Genomic DNA, 21964 nt, shown 5'->3' on the forward strand with positions numbered 1-21964 from the left:
TGTTCTACCCCTTAACGCACACCACCTGACGCAGGGTGTGCAGCACTTCCACCAGCTCGCGCTGGGCGTGCATCACTTGGTCGATGTCCTTGTAGGCCATCGGGATTTCATCGATCACCGCTTCGTCCTTACGGCACTCCACATGGGCGGTCGCGCGGATCTGGTCGGCCAGGGTGAAGGTGTTCTTGGCCTTGGTGCGGCTCATGGTACGCCCCGCGCCGTGGCTGCAGGAGCAGAACGCCTCCTCGTTACCCAATCCGCGGACAATGAAGCTCTTGGCCCCCATCGAACCCGGAATGATCCCCAGCTCGCCCTTCTTCGCCGACACCGCCCCCTTGCGGGTCACCAGCACCTCTTCACCGAAGTGGCGCTCCTTCTGCACGTAGTTGTGGTGGCAGTTGACTGCCTCCAGCGCCACCTCGAAGGGCTTGCTGATCACCTTGCGGGTGGCCTGGATCACCAGTTGCATCATCAGCTCACGGTTCTGCCGGGCGAAATCCTGGGCCCAGGCCACCGCTTCCACGTAATCGTTGAAGTGCTGGCTGCCTTCCTCGAAATAGGCCAGGTCGCGGTCCGGCAGGTTGGCGATGTGCTGGCGCATATCGGCCTGGGCCAGGTGAATGAACAGGTTGCCGATGGCGTTACCTACGCCACGGGAACCGCTGTGGAGCATGAACCAGACCCGGTTGGCCTCATCCAGGCAGACCTCGATGAAGTGGTTACCCCCGCCGAGGGTTCCCAGGTGCTTGCGGTTGTTGCTGTTGGCCAGGGCCGGGTACTTATCGGTGATCGCCTTGAAACGTGGGTGCAGCGCAGCCCAGGCCTGGTCGGCCTGATTCGGCACGTCGCCCCAGGCGCCCTTATCGCGACCGCTACGGGGCGAGGTACGACCGTGAGGCACCGCCGCCTCGATGGCGCTACGCAATCCGGCCAGGTTATCCGGCAGGTCGGAGGCGGTCAGCGAAGTACGGGCGGCGATCATTCCGCAGCCGATATCCACCCCGACCGCAGCCGGGATGATCGCGCCCACCGTGGGGATCACGCTACCGATGGTCGAACCCTTACCCAGGTGCACGTCGGGCATCACCGCCAGGTGCTTGAAGATGAACGGCATCTTCGCAGTGTTCATCAATTGCTGGCGGGCTTCGTTTTCCACCGGCACGCCCTGGGTCCACATCTTGATCGGCTTGCCGTTGGCGACTTCCAGCAGTTGGTAGGTCTTGTGTTCCATGTCGTTGACTCTTTTTCCTGTGGCCGCTGATTCGGCCTTGTTCAATAGGGTGCGCAGGAGCCGGGTCGCAGAAGACGATCTCATGGGTCTCTTCGCTGGCAAGCCAGCTCCTACGAAATTGCGGTGTTCGGTGCAAACGGCGACAAGTGGAGGTGAAACATGCAGCGCGCTCTGCCTCTGAGCTAGCACCTTGCGGTGAACGGGACTCGAACCCGCGACCACGCTGTCCTGTAGTTCCACCGGCATTCGCCGGGTCAATCGGTGCAGGCCGGGCCTGCGGGCAGCGACAAGGGAACAGGCACATTTGCTCTACCGACTGAGCTACAGCCTTGCGGCTGGCGGGGTTCGAACCCGCGACACGATGTAGTACCCGTGGCATTCGCTGCCATCCCGCCGAGGCGGGGGAAAAGAGGCGACGACAAGGAGTCGATGAAACGGTGCACTCGCGTTCTGACCATTGAACCACGGCGCCGTTTTCCGGCACCGGCGGGAATCGAACCCGCATCTCGAACCTTGGATGTAGTTCCATCAGCATTCGTCGCAAAAACTGCAAAAAAGGTGGCACGACAAAAGAAGTGACTGATCGCCGGATTCGAACCGGCTTAACCAATATGTACAGCCACTGGCATTCGTGCCGTCACCGGCCCTGACAAGAGTTGCTGAGACGCCTTTGGATGTAGTCACAGCGGCATTCAGGGCCAATGAGCAAAAAATCTGTGGTGTGCGCCGGCTGGCCGGCGCACGGTGTGTTTCATCCTCTACCGATCAGCGTTACATCGCCTCGATCGCCTTTACCCAGTGCTGCGCACCGTAATTGCCCGCAGTGAACTGCTCGATCACATCGAACACCGCGTCACTGAAGCCGCCGACGTTGAGGATGTCCTCGCGGTCCGGTGCCTGGGTCGTGGCCCCGGGCTGCATGTCGATGCACACCAGCTTCGCCTGCGGGTTGATGGCCCGGATCCGCTCCCACTGGCGCATCGTTTCCGTGGCGCCGTGGCGCCGCGCATCGATCCACGACTCGTTGTCCGAGACCAGGATCAGCGTGTCCACGCGGCTCTTGGCGTTGGCCAGCTGCGCCAGGGGCGCCGAGCAGTTGGTCCCCCCTCCGCCGATGTTCGCCAGCTTCTGCGCGTTGCTCATCACGCTGTCCCGCGGGTTGAGGTGGATGTTCACCACCCCCCGCTCGAACGGCATGACCCGCGCCGCCGGCTGCTTGCGCAACACCGCGGCCGCCACCAGTGCCGCCACATCGATGCAGCGCACCGCGGTGGTGGCGCCCTGGCGATAGCCAGTGACCGGGCTGTGCATCGAGCCCGAGACATCCGGGCAGACCACCACGTTGCCCGCCAGCGCCGGCACGTTGGCCAGGGACAGCTCCAGGGCATCCTGCAGCGCCTCGCGGACCGCCTGCGGCACCTCGTCACCGGCCATGCGGTAGGCCGCCAGCAACTGGTACGGATAGACCCGAGCCTTGGCCACCTCCCCCGCATCCGCCAGCCGCGCCGCCACGTACTCGGTGCAACCCGGCACCTGGAACGCGCCGTGGCGCGCCAGGGTATTGAGGTTCATGCGCAGCCCCTGCCAGCCCATGTTGCGGGCCTGCCCGGCCCATTGTTCGGCGCTCAGTGTCTCGTTGCCGAGCAACTGGAACGGCACCTGGGGCACTTCCCGGGTCGCTCCGCTGCGAAACGCCAACAGGTCCCGGGTCAGCTCAGGCAGCGCCTGCACATCCACCGGCTTGCCGATCAACCAGGCAAAGAAGGCTTCACGCCAGGCCTCGCTTGGCTTGGGGTGAACCATCTTCACCACGTCCGCCAGGGACGGCTGGTTGCCGATCGAGGCCTGCAACAGCTGACGCTCGGTGGCGCTGTTCAACCAGTTCTGCACCAGGCGCTTGGGCTGCGAACCCAGGGATTTGCGCCCGGTCACGCCGCTGCGCAGGATCTGCACGAAGTTGCGCAGCATCTTGCCGTTGTCCACCACCTGGGCGAACAGCTCCGGCACCAGGGCCGAGCGTTGCGCGGTCAGTGCCGCCAGCAGCAGCGCCGGCATGTCCTTCATATGGCCTTGCTGCCGAGCGTAACGGGCGGCCTGGGCGACGAAGCGGCTGTCCAGCTCGCTCACCAGTTGCAGCACCGCTTCCAGCTGGCCTTCAGGCGAGGTGTAGAAGGTCGAGTTCAAGCAACCGGTAACCGCCAGCTGGGCCAGGCGATGCTTGGCGTTGTAGGCATAGGCCCCGGCCTTGGAAGCGTTCAGGGTGGTGCTCGCTGGCGCTTTTGCCTGTTGGGTGTTGAACAGCTGGAAGTTGGCCATCTTGGCGTCTCGCTCTGTTGTCTTGTTCGTTGCCAGAGATATTGCAGCCGCTGTGCCAGGTTTTGATTTTCCAACAAATTATTTTTCAACTAATTGATTTATAAGGTTTTTATTTTTTATCACTTTTTCATCACGTATCCGGCAAGACAAACGCCTCGATAATTTTATATCTTTGCTTATCGTTTTTTATCTCCAGGTATAAACATGTCGAACAAGCCCACGGTCGCCATAGGTTTTGTCGGTTCCACCCTCGATCGCGTCGGCAAGGGTGCCAACCGCTGGAGCCATTGGCGGCCCACGGTCGGTCTGTGCCAGCAGCAGGATGTGCTGATCAACCGCCTGGAGCTGATCCATGGCCTGGACGCGCGGGATGTCAGCCTGGCCGAACGGGTGGCCAACGACGTGCGCCAGGTGTCGCCGGAAACCGAGGTGCGCCTGCACCCCATGGGCCTGAACAATCCCTGGGATTTCGAGGAGGTGTACGGCGCCCTGCACGACTTCACCAGCGCCTACCCGTTCGACACCGAGCGCGAGGACTACCTGGTGCACATCACCACCGGCACCCACGTGGCGCAGATCTGCTGGTTCCTGCTGACCGAGGCGCGCTACCTCCCTGCCCGGCTGATCCAGACCTCGCCGGCGCGGCGCCGCGACCCGGACCAGCACGCCACCGGCACCCACGCTTTGATCGACCTCGACTTGTCGCGCTACGACCGCATCGCCTCGCGTTTTGCCCACAAGCGCCTGGAGGGCCTGGCCTTCCTCAAGTCCGGGATCGCCACCCGCAACCCGGCATTCAACCGTTCCATCGAACAGATCGAACGGGTCGCCGTGCGCTCCAGGGCACCGATGCTGCTGATCGGCCCCACCGGTGCCGGCAAGTCGTTCCTGGCCCGGCGCATCTATGAGCTCAAGCGTGGCCGGCACCAGGTGCAGGGGCGCTTTGTCGAGGTCAACTGCGCCACCCTGCGTGGGGACGGGGCCATGTCGGCACTGTTCGGCCATATCAAGGGCGCCTTCACCGGCGCCCAGAATGCCCGCGAAGGCCTGCTGCGGGCGGCGGATGGCGGCATGCTGTTTCTCGACGAGATCGGTGAACTGGGGCTGGACGAACAGGCCATGCTGCTCAAGGCCATCGAGGAGAAGCGCTTCTTTCCCATGGGTTCGGACCAGGAGGTGCAGAGCGATTTCCTGATCATCGCCGGCACCCACCGCGACCTGCGTGGCCGGGTGGCCCAGGGCCTGTTCCGCGAAGACCTGTATGCGCGGATCAACCTCTGGACCTTCAACCTGCCGGGGCTGGCGGGGCGCCGCGAAGACATCGAACCGAACATCGATTTCGAGCTGGAGCGTCACGCCCGGGAACAAGGGCAACTGGTGCGCTTCAACCTTGAAGCGCGGCGACGCTACCTGGCCTTTGCCAGCTCCAGCGAAGCGGCGTGGCTGGGCAACTTCCGCGAGCTGTCGGCGTCCATCACCCGCATGGCCACCCTGGCCGACAGCGGGCGCATCGACCAGGCCCAGGCCGAGGAAGAGATCCAGCGCCTGCGCCACGCCTGGGGGCTGGAGAACCAAGAGGACGAACTGCAGAAACTGCTGGGCGACGATGTGGAGCTGGACCTGTTCGACCGCCTGCAACTCAAGGCAGTGATTGCCGAGTGCCGCCGCGCCGACAGCCTGTCGGAGGCGGGGCGCCGGCTGTTCGGCGTGTCACGCCTGGGCAAGGCCAACCCCAACGACGCCGACCGCCTGCGCAAATACCTGGCGCGTTTCGGCCTGGATTGGAAACAGCTGTAGCCGCTGGCGCAGGCTGCGAACGGCCCGCAGGGACGCAGGGTTTTCAAGATCGATAGAGGTTTGGCTGGCGATTGCCAAGCAAGGTCCTGCGGACCTTTGCGCAGCTTCGCAGGCTCAGCAGCGGCTACAGGGCCAATGCCGATCCGGGATTTGTGTAGCCGCTGTCGCAGGCTGCGCACGGCCCGTAGGGACGCAGGGTTCTCAAGATCGATAGAGGTTCGGCTGGCGATTGCCAGGCAAGGTCCTGCGGACCTTTGCGCAGCTTCGCGGGCTCAGCAGCGGCTACAGGGCTGCGGTTGGGACGGCGAAGACGCCGCTGGCCCGGGCCACTTCCCGTTCGCCGACCCGCAGCACCACGGTGGCAAAGGCCATCTGCCGGCCACGCTTGGCATGCTCCAGGTGCACCTCGATCCATTCCCCGACCTGCACCGCCCCCAGGTAGTCGAGGGTCATGCTGGCGGTGATCAACGGCAAGGGCGGATCGCTGGAAAACGCCATGGCGTAGCCCATGCCGATGTCCGCCAGGGTGGCGATGATGCCGCCATGCACCGTGCCCCGGCCGTTGGCGTGCCGGGCATCGGCCCGCAGGCCGACGCGCAGTTCGCTGCCACTGCCGCAGCCGTAGACCGGGCCGACCAGTTCCAGCAGCGGGCTGCTGCGGGGCAAGGGGGCAAAGCCTGGGGGGATAGCCGACTCGCGCATGACGCACTCCTTGATCTGCGCCGAAACACCGTCGTCCCGGGCTGACACAGGTGTAGTCCTGAACCCGCGCCGCGCCTATCAGCATCAACCAGGAAAATTGTCGGCGATAAGCCAAGCCGGGATCGTGGTCTTTCCCCGAACGACGGTAAGATGCGCACCTGCGACCCTGTCGCCGATTCATCCCTCAAGGAGCCCCCATGCAGCATCAGGACGATCACCCTGCAAAATTCCGTCGACTGGCCCTGGCCCTGTTCGGCGCCCTGGCCCTCAGCGCCTGCTCTCCCGGCGACCACAACAGCAGCGCCGTGGCCTTGGGCGGGGCCCAGGGCAAGGCCGGCGCGCAATTGGCCTATGAGCATGAACTGAGCCTGTCGCTGCCAGCCGCGCAGATCGGTCCGCGCCTGGCGCAAACCCGCGAAGCCTGCGAGAAGGCCCAGTTCGGCCCGTGCAATATCCTGCGCCTGGAACAGGGCAAGTACCGTGCCCAGGTGACGCTGCGAATAGTCCCGGACGGTGTGGAGCCCATCGTCCAGCAGGCCTCCCAGGGCGCGGAACTGGGCGAGCGCATCACCAGCGCCGAAGACCTGGCCGATGCCGTGGCCGATGTGCAGCGCCAGCAGCAGCGGCTCAAGGCCCAGCAGCAGCGCCTGGACGAACTGGCGGCGCGCAAGGACATCAGCGTCAGCGACCTGATTGCCCTGAGCCGGGAACAGGCCGGCATCGAGAACGACCTGCAGGCCCTGGCCCAGACCGCCGCCGGCCAGCAACGCCGCCTGGACACCAACCTCCTGACCCTGAAGTTCCTGCCCAGCGACGGCGTCCAGCGCGAATCCAGCCTCAAGCGCGCCTTCAGCAACCTGCTGGACAACCTGGCCGACGGCACCGCCGAGGCCCTGGAGAAAGGCAGCTATGTGCTGCCCTTCGTGATCCTGGCCTTCCCCCTGGTGCTGCTGTGGGTCTGGCTGTGGCGCAAATTCGTACGCCGGCGCCCCTGACCCCACCCGTAGGAGCCGGCTTGCCGGCGAAGAGGCCCGCAAGCCTTGCACCGCCCTGGCAAACGCCTTCGCTGGCAAGCCAGCTCCTACAGCAAGCAGGCACATCCCAGAGCACCACCCCGTAGGAGCCGGCTTGCCGGCGAAGAGGCCCGCAAGCCTTGCACCGCCCTGGCGAACGCCTTCGCTGGCAAGCCAGCTCCTACCGCACGCAGGCACCTCCCGGAGCACCACCCCGTAGGAGCCGGCTTGCCGGCGAAGAGGCCCTCAAGCCTTGCACCGCCCTGGCGAACGCCTTCGCTGGCAAGCCAGCTCCTACAGCAAGCAGGCACATCCCAGAGCACCACCCCGTAGGAGCCGGCTTGCCGGCGAAGAGGCCCGCAAGCCTTGCACCGCCCTGGCGAACGCCTTCGCTGGCAAGCCAGTCCCTACCACACGCAGGCGGTCAGGCTTGCAGCGCCAGTTGCAGGCGCTCCAGGCCAATGCCGAAGCCGGCTCCCTGGCGATAGGCGCCTGCCCCCACCACTTGCTGCTGCGCCCCCAGGCGCGGGCAGCGCACTTCGAAACCCTCGCCATTGAGGTAGTAGGCCAGGCCGCGCTTGACCCCGAGGTTGAGCTGGTATTCCAGGCCCAAGGCGTCGAGAAAGCCCACGCACAGTGCCCGCGCCTGCTCCAGGGCGCGCTGCGGATCGGGGCCGAGAATCTCCAGGCCCAACTGGGTGAACTCGCGGTAGCGCCCGGCTTGCGGCCGCTCGTAGCGATAGCAGCGGGCAACGTAGAAGAAGGCCGCCTGCTCGCGCCCCGCCAGCAGCTCGCCGGCGGTTTCCTGGAACAGCGCGGTGGCTTCCGGGATCAGGCAGCAAGGCCGCCCGGCCTTGTCGTTGAAGGCCCACATCTGGCCGATGACTTCGCTGCCGCCGGCCTTCTCGATAAAGGTGTCCTGGCCCCACAGCGCCGGGACAATGACTTCTTCAGCGCCCGCTTCGATGAAGCCAGCTCCGGAAGCGTCCTTCCAGGGTGCGCAGGGTGGCGGCTTGTTCGCCGGTGATCATTCGAGTGCCACGTAACATGGTCATGGGTCATTCCTCTGGTTTTTTGACAGGCAATAAAAAAGGCGCCTTGTGGGGCGCCTTGGTTTTTTTCATCGAAGGTCAGTGATCGCGATTGCTCGATGACTGACGGCTCGACGCGCACAAGCGACCACGGCCCCGGAGATGAGGTCGATGGTGATGAGGGCGGGAGACGAGCCGGAAAAAATTCATGGCGCATCCTGCCACGCCGCCCCCGGGCCTGACAAGCAAGCACCTGCGCCCCGCACAACAGTGCCCCCTGTGGAAGCCGGCTTGCCGGCGAAGAGGCTCTGCATCGCCCTGGCGGCCGCCTTCGCTGGCAAGCCAGCTCCTACAGCGGGCGTTGCAGGCAGCGCTGGTAGCGTTCGTCCACCCGTTTGGCGAACCAGGCAGTGGTCAGCTGGCGGGTGATCTTCGGGCTCTTGAGTTCGATGCCGGGCAGTTGCTGGCGCGGTACGGGCTTGCCCGCCGTGCGATCGGCCAGGGCGAACACCTGACGGTACAGCTCGGTTTCTTCGAAGTCCTGGCGGTCGCCCTTCTCCAGCTGGGCGCGGATCTGCGGGTTACGCAGCCCCAGCTGCTTGCCCAGGGTGCGCACCGCCAGCTCGGTGCTGCCGGGCATGATCGAGCCGTAGCGGATCAGGTCGCCATCCAGCGCCAGCCTGATCCCGCTGGCCCGGCTCACCGCGCTCTGGAACGCCGCGTTGCGGCTGGCGTACCAGCCGGCGTTGAAATCGGCGAAACGGTACAACGGCTGCGGGTAGTCCACCGGGTAGCCCAACAGGTGGGCGATGCCGAAATACAGGCCGCCGCGGCGGCTGAAGACCTCATGACGGATGGAGTCCTGCACCGGGTAGGGATAGCCCTGGGCATGCTGCTGGGCGAACTCGATGCTGACCTGCATCGGCCCACCGGTGTGCACCGGGTTGAAGCCGCCGAACAGGGTCTTGCCCAGGGGCACCATGCCGATGAAGTCATCGAAGATCGCACTCAATTCCTTCTCGCTGCGGGCACTGGCCAGGCGCTGGCTGTAGGACTGGCCGTCCGGGCCGCGCACTTGCAGGGCGGCGCTGACCAGCAGCGCCGGCACATGCACCTTGGCCGCGCGGCGGTCGATCTCTTGCCGGGCGATGCGCCCCAGGCCCGGCACCGTCGGGTCGACCTGGAAGGTGGATTCCTGCTCGGTCACCGCCAGCACCGCGCACAGGTTGCTCTGGCTCGGCTCAAGGCCCTGGGCGCTGAAGGCCACCTGGATGTCCCGGGCCCAGCCCGGGCGGTCCGCCACCTGGGCCGGCAGCAGGCGCAGGATCCGGGCCTGGGTCTGTTCGGGGGTCAGTGTTGGTGCCTGGGGGCCGCGCTGGCTGGCGCAACCGGCCAGCAGCGACAGGCCCAGGAAGCAACTGAGAAGACGAGAGGAAATCATGGGGCTCCGCGAGATGGCTGGGCGAGGGCCGTGCAAGTAAAGCAGCGGCTGGGGCGTTCGACCAAGGAATGCGAGCGCTGTTCCCGCCGCGGCCCTCGTAACCGCTGCCGCAGGCTGCGCAGCAGACGCCGCGATCCTGGGGCCTCTGCGCGATCGGCGGGAGATCGCCAGGCAAGGTCCTGCGGACCTTTGCGCAGCTTCGCGGGCTCAGCAGCGGCTACAGGCTAGAATCCTTCTATTGGCGGTGTGGCTGGGTGTATTTTGATGCCCCCCGACCTCGGTGTGGCGCCCAGCCCTGAACCTGCGCCTGCCCTCAATGGAGTGATGCCCGGATGCTGACCCTGGATTTCCTGATCACCAGCCTGATCGTCGTGCTGATTCCCGGCAGCGGCGTGATCCTGACCATTTCCACCGCCCTGGTGGCCGGCAAGCGCGCCAGCCTGTTCACCGCCATCGGCTGCACCGCCGGGATTGTCCCGCACCTGCTGGCCTCGATCCTCGGCCTGTCGGCCATCCTGCACTCCAGCGCCCTGGCCTTCCAGGGCCTGAAGTTCGCCGGCGTCGCCTACCTGCTGTACCTGGCCTACGCCACCTGGCGCGACCGCTCGGCCTTCGCCGTGGACAGCAACGCCGTCAGCCATGGCCCCGGCGCGCTGATGCTCAAGGCCTGCCTGCTGAATATCCTCAACCCCAAGCTGACCCTCTTCTTCCTGGCCTTCCTGCCCCAGTTCATCGCCCATGACGGCAGCGACCCGATCCCGCAGATGCTGCTCCTGAGCGGCGTGTTCATGGCCATGACCTTCTTCGTGTTCGTGCTCTATGGCCTGCTGGCCAACCTGTTCCGCACCGCGGTGATCGAATCGCCCCAGGTGCAGAACTGGCTGCGCCGCAGCTTTGCCGCAAGCTTCGCCGGGCTCGGCCTGAACCTGGCCTTCGCCCAGCGCTGAGCCCGGCGGCAGCCGCCTGCATGACCTTGATCGTCTACCGAGGGCAAGCCCATGAATTGCAGCGACGTACTGATCATCGGCGCCGGCCCCACCGGCCTGGTCCTGGCGCTCTGGCTGCGCCGGCAGGGGGTCAAGGTGCGGATCATCGACAAGACCCCGGGCCCGGGCACTACCTCCCGGGCCCTGGCGGTGCAGGCGCGAACCCTTGAGCTGTACCGCCAGCTGGATCTGACCCAGGCCATCGTCGAGCGCGGCCACCATGTGCCGGCGGTGAACCTCTGGGTCAAGGGCGAGCGCGCCGCCCACCTGCCGTTCAACGCCATCGGCGAAGACCTGACGCCCTACCCCTTCCTGCAGATCTTTCCTCAGGACGAACACGAGCAACTGCTGATCGAACGCCTGGCGCTGCAGGGGGTGGAGGTCGAACGCAACACCGAGCTGCTGGCCTTCACCGACCACGGCCACCTGATCAACGCCCGCCTGCGCGGCCCCGACGGGCGCGAAGAACACTGCCAGGCCTTCTACCTGGCCGGCTGCGACGGCGCCCGCTCCACGGTGCGCAAGACCCTGGGCACCGGCTTTCCCGGCGGCACCTACCAGCAGGTGTTCTACGTCGCGGATGTGCAGGCCAGCGGCCCGAGCATCGACGGCCAGTTGCACGTGGACCTGGATGACGCCGACTTTCTCGCGGTGTTCCCCCTGGCCCAGAGCGGCCGCGCACGGCTGATCGGCACGGTGCGCGACGAGCGTGCCGAGCACCCGGAGAACCTGCGCTTCGAGGATGTCAGCCAGCGCGCCATGCGCCAGCTCAAGGTCGAGGTGGCCCAGGTCAACTGGTTCTCCACCTACAAGGTGCATCACCGGGTGGCCGAGCAGTTTCGCACCGGCCGGGTGTTCCTCCTCGGGGACGCCGCCCACGTGCACAGCCCGGCCGGCGGCCAGGGCATGAACACCGGGATCGGCGACGCCATCAACCTGGCCTGGAAACTGGCAGCGGTACTGAGCGGCAAGAGTGCCGAACGCCTGCTGGAAACCTACGCCACCGAACGCATGGAGTTCGCCCGGCGCCTGGTGGCCACCACCGACCGGGTGTTCAGCTTCGCCACGGCCGACGGCCCGGTGGCCTACCTGGCGCGCACCCGCCTGGCGCCCCTGCTGCTGCCGAAGATCGCCGCCTTCGACAGCGCCCGGGAGTTTCTCTTCCGTACCGTGTCGCAGATCACCCTGAACTACCGCGGCATGCCCCTGAGCGCCGGCGGCGTCGGCCCGGTGCACGGCGGCGACCGCCTGCCCTGGGTGCGCGATGGTGAACACGACAACTTCGACAGCCTGGAGTACCTGGGCTGGCAGGTGCATGTCTACGGCGTCACCAGTGACGCCCTGCGCGACTGGTGCACCGCGCACCAGGTGCCGTTGCGCACCTTCGACTGGCGCCCGGCCCATGCCGCCGCGGGGCTGGCGCGCAACGCCTTCTACCTGCTGCGCCCGGACACCTACGTGGCCCTGGCCGAGCGCTCGGCCGACCCGCGCGTGCTGGAGCGCTACTTCCGCGAACGGGAGATCTCCCCGCAGAGCGCCGCCCCCTCCCTCAAGCCCCGATGAAAGGCTGCTTGATCAGCCCCCAGCGCCGGGCGAACTGCTCCGGCGTGGCCGCCGCGATCCGCTTCAGGTCCCGGGGGTAATCCACACCGGGGGCCTCCTGGGGACGCCAGGCACTGAACTGGCCATTGCTGGCCCGCAGGATGTAGCCGCTGTCCTGGCACTGCTCGCTGACCAGAAACAGCACCCCCGGCGTCACCCAGTCCGGCTTGAGTTCCGGCGGCTCCTCGCTGACGCCCCACATGCGGGTCTTGGCCACCGGCGACACCGCGTTGACCCGGATCCCGTGCTCCGCCCCTTCCTGGCCCAGGGCATTCATGATCCCGACCTGGGCCATCTTGCCCGCGCAGTAGGCCAGCAGCCCCGGCTGGGCATATTCCGGGTACAGCGCACGGTCGGAGGTGGTCAACAGCAGCCGCGGTGCGGCGGACTGCCGCAGATGGGGCCAGGCATGCCTGGCCAGCCAGATGGGCGCATACAGGTTGATCCCCAGCATGCGCTCGAGAAACCCGGCGTCGGTCTGCTCCAGCGCCTGGTAGCCAACCCAGCCGGCGTTGTGAATCAGGATATCCAGGCTGCCAAAGGCCTCCAGGGTGCGCTGCACCAACCCCTGGCAACCGGCCTCGGTGCCCAGGTCGGCGGTGTCGGCCAGCGCCCTGGCACCGCTGGCCCGCAAGGCCCGCACCGCATCATGGGCGACACTGTCATCCGCCCCGCTGCCGCTGCCGTCACTCCCGCAATCGCTGATCACCACCTGGGCACCACGACGGGCCAGGGCCCGTGCATAACTCAAGCCCAGGCCGCGCCCGGCGCCGGTGACAATCGCCGTTCTGCCGCTGAAATCCATGCTCTTCCCTCCTGTGTGAATTCCAGGGTAACAGCATGAAAATCAGTGACTTAATACTAAATTCCAGGTTCTGTGAGAGGTTTTTGATATCAATGAATTCACTGTGAAACCATGAGCCTTGGGGTTTACAGTCCCACAGCCCCCAGCCAGGAAGCATCGCCATGATCGAAACGCGCCTGTTGCGCCAGTTCATCGCCGTCGCCGAAGAACTGCACTTTCACAAGGCCGCCACGCGCCTGCACATGGCCCAGCCGCCCCTGAGCCAGGCCATCGCCCGCCTGGAGGAAAAACTCGGTTTCAGCCTGCTGCGGCGCAATCGTCGAGGCGTGGCCCTGACCCCGGCCGGGGCGGATTTTCTGCACAGCGCCCGGCGCACCCTGGCTACCCTGGAACAGGGCATCGAGCAGGCGCGCCATATTGCCCAGGGCCTGGCCGGCAGCCTGCGCGTCAGTAGCCTGTCACTGGCCGGCTACCCGAGCTTGCTCGCCAGCCTGCGGGGCTTTCGCCAGGCCTTGCCCGAGGTGCGCCTGGAACTGCGGGAACTGCCTTCGGCCGAGCAGCTCAAGGGCTTGCTCGGCGGCGACATCGACCTGGCGTTCATGCGTGAGCTGCCGCTGCCCGAAGGGCAGATAGCCTCGCGCCTGATCCTCGATGAGCCGATCGTCATCGCCCTGCCCCACGACCACCCCCAGGCCCAGGCGCCAGAGGTGGACCTGCGGGAGCTGGCCAACGACGACTTCGTGTTCACGCCCCAGGCCCTGGGCAGCGGCTACCACAACCAGTTGATGGCGCTGTGCAGCGCGGCCGGGTTCACCCCGAAGGTGGTCCAGGAAGTGGCCCGGGTCCAGACCCAGCTGGGCCTGGTGGGCTGCGGTTTCGGCGTGGCCCTGGTGCCCCGCTCGATGGCCGATGCGCTGCTGCAGGGCAGCGTCGCCTACCGCCCGCTGCGGGCCATGGGCACGCAACCCGGGCCAAGCATCGGGCTGTACATGAACTGGCACCGGGACAACCCTTCGCCACAGCTGCAGCGTTTCATAGCCTTGCTCGACGCCGGGCTCCCAAAGCCTGAAGCGGCCGTGCAGAAGGCCTGCGCGGCCGCCACCAGGCCTTAGAAGTCGGCCTTGACCGACAGGGTGAGGTTGCGCGGGTCACCGTAGAAATTGCCGAAGCCTTCGGTGCCGATGGTGGTGTAGTAGCGCTTGTCCAGCAGGTTGTTGCCGTTCAGCGCCAGGGACCAGGTGTCGTCGATGCGATAGCCGATGCGCCCGTTCCAGATCGCATAGCCGGCCTGGCGGATGTGGTTGCCGCTGGTGGGCGAGACCCGGTAGTTGTCACTCTGGGCGTTGACCCCGGCCCCCACGGTGAAGCGCTCCAGGGCACCGCCCAGCTGATAGTCGCCCCAGACCCGCAGCAGGTGCCGCGGCACGTAGGTGGTGAACGGCAAGCCGTTGTTGGCGCTGTTGGCATCCTCCAGGGTCTTGGTCTGGGTGTAGGTGTAGCCGGCCAGCAGTTGCAGGCGCTCGATCACCTCACCGCTGAGCTCCGCTTCAAAGCCCTGGGCACGGACCTTGCCCGAGTTCAGCGAGCAGGTGCTGTCCGGGCAGGCCGGGTCGTCCTGCTGCGCGTCCTGCTGGATGGTGCGGAACAGGCTGAAGGCGCTGTTGAGGCGGCCATCGAACCACTCGCCCTTGATCCCCAGCTCGTAGCTCTTGCCCACCAGCGGCTTGAGGGAGGCGCCGTCCAGGGTCCGATAGCTGCCCTGAGGGGTGAAGATGCTGGAGTAGCTGGCGTAGGCCGTGAGGTTGTCATTGAGATCGTACAGCACCCCGGCGAACGGCGTGACCTCGCCGGTTTCCTTGGATCGGGCACTGCTGGGCGTGCGCGTATCGCGCCAGTAGGCCACCGAATCGTTCTGCGACTTGTACCAACTGACCCGGCTGCCCATGACCAGGGTCAGCGGGTCGGCGAGCTTCAGGCGCACAGTGGAATACAACCCTTGCTGCTGGATCCGCAGATCAGTGGGGCCGCCCCGGGTGGAGTTGCTTTCGTAGTAGCTGTCATCTGGCTTGGGCAGGTGGTGATCGGGGTCCAGCACGTTCTGCCGCTGGGGCAAGCCGGCCACGGCGTAGAAGTCGTCCTTGATCGAGCGGCTGGCGTTGGCGCCGAAGGTCAGCTCGTGCTCCTGGCCAAAGGCCTGGAAGTGCCCGTCGACATAGGCATCGAAGCCGTAGTCCACCTGGTCGTAGTCGTAGATGCTGCCCAGCATCAGGGTGCTGGAGCGGCTGGCCCCCACCGGCACCGAACCGCTGGGGAAGGCGTACTCGATGTCCTGGGTGTTGCGGGTGTAGACCCCGGCTACCTTCAGCGCCCAGTCATCGTTGAGCTGCTGGCGCAGGTCGGCGAAATAGGTCGCGCGCTTGCTGCGCGAATTGTTCCAGGCGGTGTTCAGGCAGGTGGAACGGCCCAGCTTGAGGTCGCTGCCGTCGCTGTAGCGCGGCAGGCCGCCCCAGCACGGGCGCGAGTCGACGTCTTCATAGGCCATGCCCAGGCCCAGGGTGGTGGCGTCGCTGAGGTCGAAATCCAGGGCGCCGTAGTAGACCTGGTCCTTGCGATCGCCCAGGTCGTAGAAGTACTGCCGGGTCTGCTGGGTCACCACCGCCCGGCCGCGGACGGTACCGGCATCGTTCAACGGCCCGCCGGTGTCCACCTGGGCCCGGTAGTTGTCCCAGCTGCCGGCGGACATCGTCAGTTCGGTGTGCGGCGTGGCCTGGCCGCGCTTGCGCACGAAGTTCACCGAGCCGGCAGTGCCACCCGCCCCCTTGAGCATGCCGGCAGCGCCGCGCAGGATCTCCACCCGGTCATAGAAGGCCATGTCGCTGCTGAAGCTGTCGGCCTGTAGGTAGCTGCTACCCATGTCCAGGGGCACGCCGTCGTACTGGTACTGGCCGGTCATGCGAAAGCCCCGGGAGTAGAAATACTTGCCGCCCATGGGCGAGTCGTAAAGGGTGATGCCCGGGGTCTTCTCCATCACCTGATCGATGGTGTTGAGGTTCTGGTCATCGAGCATCTTGCGGGTGATCACGGTCACCGACTGCGGGGTTTCCTTGAGCGAGTGCTGGCCCTTGCCGATGGTGACCGCGCCGGTGGTGTAGGAACCGGAATACTCGGTGGTGGCCCCCAGCTCCTGGCCCTGCACCTGGGTGGTGCCCAGCTCCAGAGCGCCGCTGCCCTGGGGCACGGGGCGCAGCACGAAGCTGCCGTTGCTCTGGGGCTCGGCCTGCCAGCCGCTGCCGGCGAGAATCCGCGCAAAGCCTTCCTGTACCCCGTATTCACCCTTGAGCCCCGCCGAACGCAGGCCGGCGGTCTGCCGGGCATCGAAGGAAATTGCCGCGCCGGCAGCGCTGGCGTAACGGCTCAGCACCTCGGTCAGGTCACCGGCGGCAATATCGAAGCGGCGCACCGCGGTCTGTTCGCTGGCCGCCACTGCGGTCAACGGCAGCAGTACCGCCCCGTAGACCGCCAGTGCGCCCCAGAGCCCGACCTTGATCGCCTGGGCCAACTTCGACTTGTGAACATCAGACATGCTTTGCCTTCCCCGCTAACGAAAATGAATCCACTGGGGGATAAGCCGGACCAGGAGGGGCAAACATGCAAAGACCCTTGAATTTTTTTTCGCCCCGCGGATTCAACCCACGCGGCTATCGCAAACCCGTACCCAGTAGCGGGTGTAGCGCTTGATCTGCAGGGAGAAACCGCTTTCCAGCGCCGCCAGGGCGCGGTCGGTGTCATCGATGGGGAAGGCCCCGGAGATCTTCAGCCCGGCAATCTGCGGATCGCACTGCACAACCCCGTGGCGGTAGCGCGACAGGTCGGCCAGCAACTCCCCCAGGGGCCGGTCGATGGCGATGATGCTGCCCTGGCGCCAGGCACCCACCGCGGCATCGTTGGGCCGCAGCGCGGCAAAGCCCCCGGCGCTGAACGCCAGTTGCTGGCCGGCCTCGACCCGACGCGGCGCAAGGCCTGCGCCCAGGCTGACCTGCACCGCGTGCTCCAGCACCGCCACCTGCTCCTCACGCTCATCGCTGCGCAGCACGAAGCGAGTGCCCAGGGCCAGCACCTCGGCGTCCCGGGTGAAGACCCGGAACGGCCGCTGCAAGGGATCGGCAGCGGTGCTGACCAGCATCTCGCCCCACAACAGCTGCACCTTGCGTTGCTGGCTGTCGAACTGCACGTTGATCGAGGTGTTGGTATTGAGCAGCAGCGAAGTGCCGTCCGCCAGGCGCACTTGCCGGCGCTCGCCGACCTGGGTCCGGTAGTCCGCCAGCAGTTGCTGGGCGCTGTCGCTGCGCCAGCCCAGCCAGCCCAGGGAACCGGCCGAGGCCAGCACCACCAGGTTGCGCATCAGCTCGCGGCGCGAGCGCCCTGCCCCGCGCAAGGTGGAACCGGCCAGGCCGCCGGGCAGCGCCGACATCTGCTCGCCCAGTTGCTGCATGCGTTCCCACGCCTGGCGGTGCAAGGGGTCGGCGGCCAGCCATTCGCGCCAGGCGGCCTGCTCCTGCTCGCTGGCGCTGCCGGAGCGCAATTGCGCGTACCAGCGTGCCGCGCCGCTGATGGCCTGGCGCTCGCCGACGCTCAGTTGCAGGCCGGCGAAACTCATGACAGCTGCATCCGCATCTGCATCAGGCAGCAATGCTCCATGGCCTTGGCCATGTAGTTGCTCACGCTGCGCACGGAAATCTGCAGGCGCTCGGCGATCTGCTCGTAGGTCAGGCCGTCGCACTGGGACAGCAGGAAAGCCTGTTTCACCTTGGGCCCCAGGCCATCCAGCAGCCGGTCGATTTCCATCAGCGCCTGGAACAGCACGCTCTGCTCCTCCGGCGACGGGTGCTCGCCCTCGGGCACCAGGGCCAGGGCTTCGAGGTAGGCCTGTTCCAGGGAACGCCGGCGAAACAGATCGATCAGCAGGCCCCGGGCAATGCGCGACAGGTAGGGCCGCGGCTCACGGATCTCCACTGCGTTGCGCGCCTTGAGCACCCGCACGAAGGTGTCCTGGGCCAGGTCGGCGGCATCGAAGGCGTTGCCCAGGCGCTGGCGCAACCAGCCCTGCAGCCAGCCATGGTGATGGGTGTAGAGGTCGGTGACGGCGCAGCGCAGGGATAAGTCGTCGGCGGGCATGACAGTAAGGATTCATATTTGATAATGAATCGCATTGTCATGTAGAGGCGGAAGTCTTGGCAATAGCCACGAACGCCGGGCGACGTTCGTGGCAGTACTGCGGGGCCTAATCAGATCCCGGCCAGGGCCAGGTCCATGGCGAAGTAGGTGAAGATCAGATCGGCGCCGGCGCGCTTGATCGAACCCAGGGTTTCGCGCACCACTCGCTGCTCGTCGATGGCGCCGGCCTGGGCGCCGAACTTGATCATCGCGTACTCGCCGCTGACCTGGTACGCCGCCACCGGCAGGCGCGAGGCCTCGCGGATGTCGCGGATGATGTCCAGGTAGGCCCCGGCGGGCTTGACCATCAGCGAGTCGGCGCCTTCCTGCTCGTCCAGCAAGGATTCACGCACCGCCTCGCGGCGGTTCATCGGGTTCATCTGGTAGCTCTTGCGATCGCCCTTGAGCGCGCTGCCGCCCGCTTCACGGAACGGGCCGTAGAGCGCCGAGGCGAACTTGGTGGAATAGGCCATGATCGGCGTCTGGGTGAAGCCGGCGGCATCCAGGGCGCGGCGGATGGCCTGGACCTGACCGTCCATGGCCGCCGACGGCGCGATCACATCGGCGCCGGCACGGGCCGCAGCCACCGCCTGCTTGCCGAGGTTGAGCAGGGTCTGGTCGTTGTCCACTTCATGGCCGTGCATGACCCCGCAGTGGCCGTGATCGGTGTATTCGCAGAAGCAGGTGTCGGACATCACGATCATCTCCGGCACCGCATCCTTGGCGATGCGCGACATGCGCGACACCAGGCCGTTTTCCTTCCAGGTGTCGCTGCCGTCGCAGTCCAGGTGGTGGGAGACGCCGAAGGTCATCACCGACTTGATCCCGGCGCGGGCGTAACGCTCGATCTCGCCGGCCAACCTGGATTCGGGAATGCGCATCACCCCGGGCATGCTCTTGATCGGCACGAAATCGTCGATTTCTTCCTCGACGAAAATCGGCAGCACCAGGTCGTTGAGGGTGAATTCGGTTTCCTGGAACAGGCTGCGCAGTTGTTCGGAGCGACGCAGGCGACGCGGACGGGCTTCTGGGAACTGGCTGGACATGATTTTTCCTAAGGCTGAGCGCGAAACAACACGAGCTATGGCGAAAAAAGGCTGAAAGCTTATGCCCGCAGCCGCCCCGGTACAAACCCGCACGGCTCAAGAGAGTCTTGCCCAAGCCGTAACAATGCCCTTGAGGCCCCGCGATCCAGGGGGTATCGGCCACTCGACGCGGCCAGCCTGCGACCATCTGACGCAACAGCGGCAGCCGCCATTGAAAAACCTGCGTGCGACAAATCCGGCGGTTGGCCGCTTGCAGCAGCTCCTGGCTCCCGCACGGGTGTGCACACTACGGCGGCTCACTGCCCTGCAAATTGAGGGTGTAGTCCTTCAGAGGCGTTTTGAAGTAGGCCATGCCGGTATCGTCAACCTTTCCCCTGAGCACGATTTTCTTGATCCGGTCGGCAATTTCATCGGCAGCGTTTTCGGACTGAATCGTCGCTTCGATGCACTCGCCAGGCCGGTAACCCACAGTTCGAACGATCAGATTGAGATCGACGTAATGGTCAGCCTCGCGCCCCACCACGCGACGATTTTCCGGGCCCTGGGTCCAATATATCTCCACGACTTTGCCGGCCGATGGCTTGACCGGCAGGTTGCACGTGGCATTCACCGCCACGCCGTTGTCCCCTGGCGTGGCCGCCACGCTGGCGGATGCCGCGGATTCGCTGCGCGGTGTATTACCAGGCAAGGTTGCCGGGCCGGGCGGTTGTTTGACCGCCGTGGTTTGTGCAATGCAAAGCAGTGGATCAAGCGCCAGCAAACCCAGCAGGCCTGCCCGCAGCATCCAGCCCTTACAGGGCACAACCTGGGCCCAGGCGCACAGGATCCGTGCCTGTCTGTGCGTGCCGGTGCCTGCAAAATCGCCAGGTGTCAGCGCGCTCATGGATGCCTCGGTCCAGTGGGCGAAGGTGTGTTCTCGCACGTTTGCTCACTGCTTGGGAAAAGCCGCAGGTGCCCTTCGATGCAGGTTCGCGCCGTGCCGCCGATCCAGATTTCATCGCCGATCTGTTCCACGTCAATCCGCCCTGCCCGGCCCATGCTCAGGCCCTGGCTGACGCGGTAGCGAGCCGGTGCCAGCCCGGCGCCCAGCAACCACTGGGCGATGCCGGCATTAAGGCTGCCGGTGGCCGGGTCTTCGGGCATGCCATCACCGGCGATAAAGGCCCGTACCTCGAACTGCGCGTCGCTGTCATCACCCTCGGGATCACAAGGCGCGATCACCCCGACCGCCAGACCGATCAGCGCCGGGTAGTCCGGTTGCAGGTCCAGCACCTGCTGGCGTTCACCGAGCATCACCGCCAGCCAGCCGGCGCCGTTGTCGACCCACTGCGCCTGCACGATGTCCCCGGGCGCCAGGCGCAGACCACGGCGCACCTGCTCCAGCACCTCGGGCTCCACCGGGCCGGCCTTGAGCAGCGGTGGCGCGAGAAAGGCCAGCTGATTGCCCTGGCGGCGGATGCGCACCAGGCCTACTTCGCACTCCTGGATGATCTCCTCGCCCCGAGGTACGCCGCCGGCTTCGAGCCAGGCGTGGCAACTGCCCAGGGTCGGGTGGCCGGCGAAGGGCAATTCCTGGGTGGTGGTGAAAATCCGCAGGCGGTAGTCGGCCCGGGGATCGCGGGGCTGGAGCAGAAAGGTGGTTTCGCTGAGGTTGGTCCAGTTGGCGAAGGTGGCCATGCGCTCGGTGCTGAGCTCGTCAGCGTTGAATACCACGGCCAAGGGGTTGCCTTTGAGGGGAGTCGAGCTGAAGACATCGACTTGCTTGAAACTTAAGGGGTGCATGCAAAAAATCCTGTTTCTTAATAAGGCCCAGCGTTATGAGGCACAACGTTGGCTGTAGCCGCTGCCGAGCCAGGGCGAGGCTGCGAAAGAGCGGGCTGCGTTCGGTACGCAGGCCCTGGCTGGGCGCCTCCAGACACACCCCTGGCATTCTTGGGATCGCCGCCACCGCTGCGCGCTCGTGCACAGCCTGCGGCAACGGCTACAGGGCGTGCGTGCGTCAAGAAACCTTGGGAATCTCCAACCCGCGGATCACCGCCGGGCGCGCCACGAATTTGGCCAGCACTCGCTTGACCTCGGGGAAGTTGTCGATGCCCACCAATTCACCCGCCTCATAGAACCCGATCAGATTGCGAATCCACGGAAAGGTCGCGATATCGGCAATGGTATAGCGCTCGCCCATGATCCACTCGCGCCCCCCCAGGTGCTTGTCCAGCACCCCCAGCAGACGCTTGGCCTCGTTCACATAACGCTCCAGCGGCCGCTTGTCCTCGTACTCCCTGCCGGCAAACTTGTTGAAGAACCCCACCTGCCCGAACATCGGGCCGATGCCGCCCATCTGGAACATCAGCCATTGGATGGTTTCATAACGCGCCGCCGACTCCTGGGCCAGCAGTTGCCCGCTCTTGTCCGCCAGGTAGATCAGGATCGCCCCCGACTCGAACAGCGCCAGCGGCTGGTCCCCCGGGCCGTGGGGGTCGAGAATCGCCGGGATCTTGTTGTTCGGGCTGACACTGAGGAACTCCGGGGTCATCTGGTCCTGGGTCTCGAAGCTGACCCGGTGCGCCTCGTAGGGCAGGCCGATCTCTTCGAGCATGATCGAGACCTTGACCCCGTTGGGGGTCGGCAAGGAATACAACTGAATCCACTCAGGGAATTGCGCAGGCCATTTCTGGGTGACGGCAAAGGCGGAAAGATCGCTCATGACAGGCTTCCAGTCTCAATCAAAGGGGGGCGGCGCCACGGATGGGCAACGGCGGGGAATTATCCGCCGGGTTTTC

General features: G+C 65.8%; 18 protein-coding genes. 5 read left to right on the forward strand and 13 right to left on the reverse strand.

The genetic code is table 11. The annotated features are described in order from the left end of the window. Positions 1-4 precede the first annotated feature (4 nt). Positions 5-1231 carry an RtcB family protein gene (locus BLS75_RS17205; RefSeq protein ID WP_011060602.1) on the reverse strand — a complete coding sequence of 409 codons (1227 nt, stop codon included), beginning with the start codon at positions 1229-1231 and terminating at the stop codon, positions 5-7. A gap of 771 nt (positions 1232-2002) precedes the next feature. Next, positions 2003-3547 carry an RNA-binding protein gene (locus tag BLS75_RS17210; RefSeq protein WP_072451376.1) on the reverse strand — a complete coding sequence of 515 codons (1545 nt, stop codon included), beginning with the start codon at positions 3545-3547 and terminating at the stop codon, positions 2003-2005. 204 nt (positions 3548-3751) lie between these two features. Here BLS75_RS17210 and rtcR point away from each other — a divergent pair, with 204 nt between their 5' ends. Next, positions 3752-5344, forward strand: coding sequence for an RNA repair transcriptional activator RtcR (gene rtcR / locus BLS75_RS17215; protein ID WP_065363581.1), 1593 nt, complete (start codon positions 3752-3754; stop codon positions 5342-5344). Positions 5345-5626: 282 nt separating this feature from the next. Here rtcR and BLS75_RS17220 read toward each other — a convergent pair whose 3' ends face one another. Further along, the gene (locus BLS75_RS17220; protein ID WP_072451377.1) at positions 5627-6046 is read right to left on the reverse strand and encodes a PaaI family thioesterase; all 420 of its coding nucleotides are present in this window, start codon (positions 6044-6046) and stop codon (positions 5627-5629) included. A gap of 197 nt (positions 6047-6243) precedes the next feature. Between BLS75_RS17220 and BLS75_RS17225 the strand changes: the two genes are divergently transcribed. Next, complete coding sequence (locus BLS75_RS17225) at positions 6244-7041, forward strand: DUF4349 domain-containing protein (RefSeq protein WP_011060598.1); 798 nt, start codon at positions 6244-6246, stop codon at positions 7039-7041. Positions 7042-7483: 442 nt separating this feature from the next. Here the strand turns inward: BLS75_RS17225 and BLS75_RS17230 are convergent, their stop codons facing one another. Further along, positions 7484-8026 (reverse strand): ATP phosphoribosyltransferase regulatory subunit, encoded by a 543-nt coding sequence (locus tag BLS75_RS17230; RefSeq protein WP_072451378.1) that lies wholly within the window; start codon positions 8024-8026, stop codon positions 7484-7486. Between the two features lie 413 nt (positions 8027-8439). Then, positions 8440-9531 carry a DUF1615 domain-containing protein gene (locus BLS75_RS17235; protein ID WP_072451379.1) on the reverse strand — a complete coding sequence of 364 codons (1092 nt, stop codon included), beginning with the start codon at positions 9529-9531 and terminating at the stop codon, positions 8440-8442. Positions 9532-9863: 332 nt separating this feature from the next. Here BLS75_RS17235 and BLS75_RS17240 point away from each other — a divergent pair, with 332 nt between their 5' ends. Together BLS75_RS17240 and BLS75_RS17245 are read left to right on the forward strand one after the other, a co-directional pair. Next, a complete protein-coding gene (locus tag BLS75_RS17240; protein WP_011060595.1) occupies positions 9864-10478 on the forward strand; it encodes a LysE family translocator in 615 nt (204 codons plus the stop codon). Positions 10479-10529: 51 nt separating this feature from the next. Further along, positions 10530-12080, forward strand: a complete 1551-nt coding sequence (locus BLS75_RS17245) for an FAD-dependent oxidoreductase (protein ID WP_011060594.1) — start codon at positions 10530-10532, stop codon at positions 12078-12080. Here BLS75_RS17245 and BLS75_RS17250 read toward each other — a convergent pair. Continuing rightward, positions 12067-12924: an SDR family NAD(P)-dependent oxidoreductase gene (locus tag BLS75_RS17250; protein ID WP_072451380.1), complete on the reverse strand. Its 858-nt coding sequence runs from the start codon at positions 12922-12924 to the stop codon at positions 12067-12069. The two genes, BLS75_RS17245 and BLS75_RS17250, sit on opposite strands and share 14 nt — an antisense overlap. A gap of 161 nt (positions 12925-13085) precedes the next feature. On the opposite strand from BLS75_RS17250, the gene BLS75_RS17255 reads away from it, so the two are divergent. Beyond that, complete coding sequence (locus BLS75_RS17255; RefSeq protein WP_072451381.1) at positions 13086-14036, forward strand: LysR family transcriptional regulator; 951 nt, start codon at positions 13086-13088, stop codon at positions 14034-14036. On the opposite strand, the gene BLS75_RS17260 is transcribed toward BLS75_RS17255, so the two are convergent. From BLS75_RS17260 to BLS75_RS17290, 7 genes are all read right to left on the reverse strand, one after another. Further along, positions 14033-16507, reverse strand: a complete 2475-nt coding sequence (locus tag BLS75_RS17260; protein WP_072451382.1) for a TonB-dependent siderophore receptor — start codon at positions 16505-16507, stop codon at positions 14033-14035. The genes BLS75_RS17255 and BLS75_RS17260 overlap by 4 nt on opposite strands. Before the next feature lie 102 nt (positions 16508-16609). After that, positions 16610-17581, reverse strand: a complete 972-nt coding sequence (locus BLS75_RS17265) for a FecR family protein (protein ID WP_072451383.1) — start codon at positions 17579-17581, stop codon at positions 16610-16612. Further along, positions 17578-18099: a sigma-70 family RNA polymerase sigma factor gene (locus BLS75_RS17270; RefSeq protein WP_015635079.1), complete on the reverse strand. Its 522-nt coding sequence runs from the start codon at positions 18097-18099 to the stop codon at positions 17578-17580. The genes BLS75_RS17265 and BLS75_RS17270 overlap by 4 nt, the downstream gene beginning before the upstream one ends. Before the next feature lie 110 nt (positions 18100-18209). Further along, positions 18210-19184: a porphobilinogen synthase gene (gene hemB / locus BLS75_RS17275; RefSeq protein ID WP_015635078.1), complete on the reverse strand. Its 975-nt coding sequence runs from the start codon at positions 19182-19184 to the stop codon at positions 18210-18212. Between the two features lie 286 nt (positions 19185-19470). Beyond that, the gene (locus BLS75_RS17280) at positions 19471-20067 is read right to left on the reverse strand and encodes a hypothetical protein (RefSeq protein WP_072451384.1); all 597 of its coding nucleotides are present in this window, start codon (positions 20065-20067) and stop codon (positions 19471-19473) included. Next, on the reverse strand, positions 20064-20966 hold the full coding sequence (locus tag BLS75_RS17285) for a PhzF family phenazine biosynthesis protein (protein WP_072451385.1): 903 nt from the start codon (positions 20964-20966) through the stop codon (positions 20064-20066). The genes BLS75_RS17280 and BLS75_RS17285 overlap by 4 nt, the downstream gene beginning before the upstream one ends. A gap of 217 nt (positions 20967-21183) precedes the next feature. After that, entirely contained in the window at positions 21184-21888 is a 705-nt protein-coding gene (locus BLS75_RS17290) for a glutathione binding-like protein (protein WP_011060585.1), read from the reverse strand. Between the last annotated feature and the right edge of the window lie 76 nt (positions 21889-21964).

The organism is Pseudomonas sp. NFPP12 (assembly GCF_900103205.1).
Classification (GTDB): domain Bacteria; phylum Pseudomonadota; class Gammaproteobacteria; order Pseudomonadales; family Pseudomonadaceae; genus Aquipseudomonas; species Aquipseudomonas protegens.

What these genes read in the sequence shown, in the direction of transcription:
- BLS75_RS17265 (WP_072451383.1), bottom strand. Translation starts at nt 17,581, where the DNA reads ATGAGTTTCGCCGGCCTGCAACTGAGCGTCGGCGAGCGCCAGGCCATC.
- BLS75_RS17210 (WP_072451376.1), bottom strand. Translation starts at nt 3,547, where the DNA reads ATGGCCAACTTCCAGCTGTTCAACACCCAACAGGCAAAAGCGCCAGCG.
- BLS75_RS17260 (WP_072451382.1), bottom strand. Translation starts at nt 16,507, where the DNA reads ATGTCTGATGTTCACAAGTCGAAGTTGGCCCAGGCGATCAAGGTCGGG.
- BLS75_RS17250 (WP_072451380.1), bottom strand. Translation starts at nt 12,924, where the DNA reads ATGGATTTCAGCGGCAGAACGGCGATTGTCACCGGCGCCGGGCGCGGC.
- BLS75_RS17240 (WP_011060595.1), top strand. Translation starts at nt 9,864, where the DNA reads ATGCTGACCCTGGATTTCCTGATCACCAGCCTGATCGTCGTGCTGATT.
- BLS75_RS17270 (WP_015635079.1), bottom strand. Translation starts at nt 18,099, where the DNA reads ATGCCCGCCGACGACTTATCCCTGCGCTGCGCCGTCACCGACCTCTAC.
- rtcR (WP_065363581.1), top strand. Translation starts at nt 3,752, where the DNA reads ATGTCGAACAAGCCCACGGTCGCCATAGGTTTTGTCGGTTCCACCCTC.
- BLS75_RS17285 (WP_072451385.1), bottom strand. Translation starts at nt 20,966, where the DNA reads ATGCACCCCTTAAGTTTCAAGCAAGTCGATGTCTTCAGCTCGACTCCC.
- BLS75_RS17255 (WP_072451381.1), top strand. Translation starts at nt 13,086, where the DNA reads ATGATCGAAACGCGCCTGTTGCGCCAGTTCATCGCCGTCGCCGAAGAA.
- BLS75_RS17280 (WP_072451384.1), bottom strand. Translation starts at nt 20,067, where the DNA reads ATGAGCGCGCTGACACCTGGCGATTTTGCAGGCACCGGCACGCACAGA.
- BLS75_RS17290 (WP_011060585.1), bottom strand. Translation starts at nt 21,888, where the DNA reads ATGAGCGATCTTTCCGCCTTTGCCGTCACCCAGAAATGGCCTGCGCAA.
- BLS75_RS17205 (WP_011060602.1), bottom strand. Translation starts at nt 1,231, where the DNA reads ATGGAACACAAGACCTACCAACTGCTGGAAGTCGCCAACGGCAAGCCG.
- BLS75_RS17225 (WP_011060598.1), top strand. Translation starts at nt 6,244, where the DNA reads ATGCAGCATCAGGACGATCACCCTGCAAAATTCCGTCGACTGGCCCTG.
- BLS75_RS17235 (WP_072451379.1), bottom strand. Translation starts at nt 9,531, where the DNA reads ATGATTTCCTCTCGTCTTCTCAGTTGCTTCCTGGGCCTGTCGCTGCTG.
- BLS75_RS17245 (WP_011060594.1), top strand. Translation starts at nt 10,530, where the DNA reads ATGAATTGCAGCGACGTACTGATCATCGGCGCCGGCCCCACCGGCCTG.
- BLS75_RS17220 (WP_072451377.1), bottom strand. Translation starts at nt 6,046, where the DNA reads ATGCGCGAGTCGGCTATCCCCCCAGGCTTTGCCCCCTTGCCCCGCAGC.
- hemB (WP_015635078.1), bottom strand. Translation starts at nt 19,184, where the DNA reads ATGTCCAGCCAGTTCCCAGAAGCCCGTCCGCGTCGCCTGCGTCGCTCC.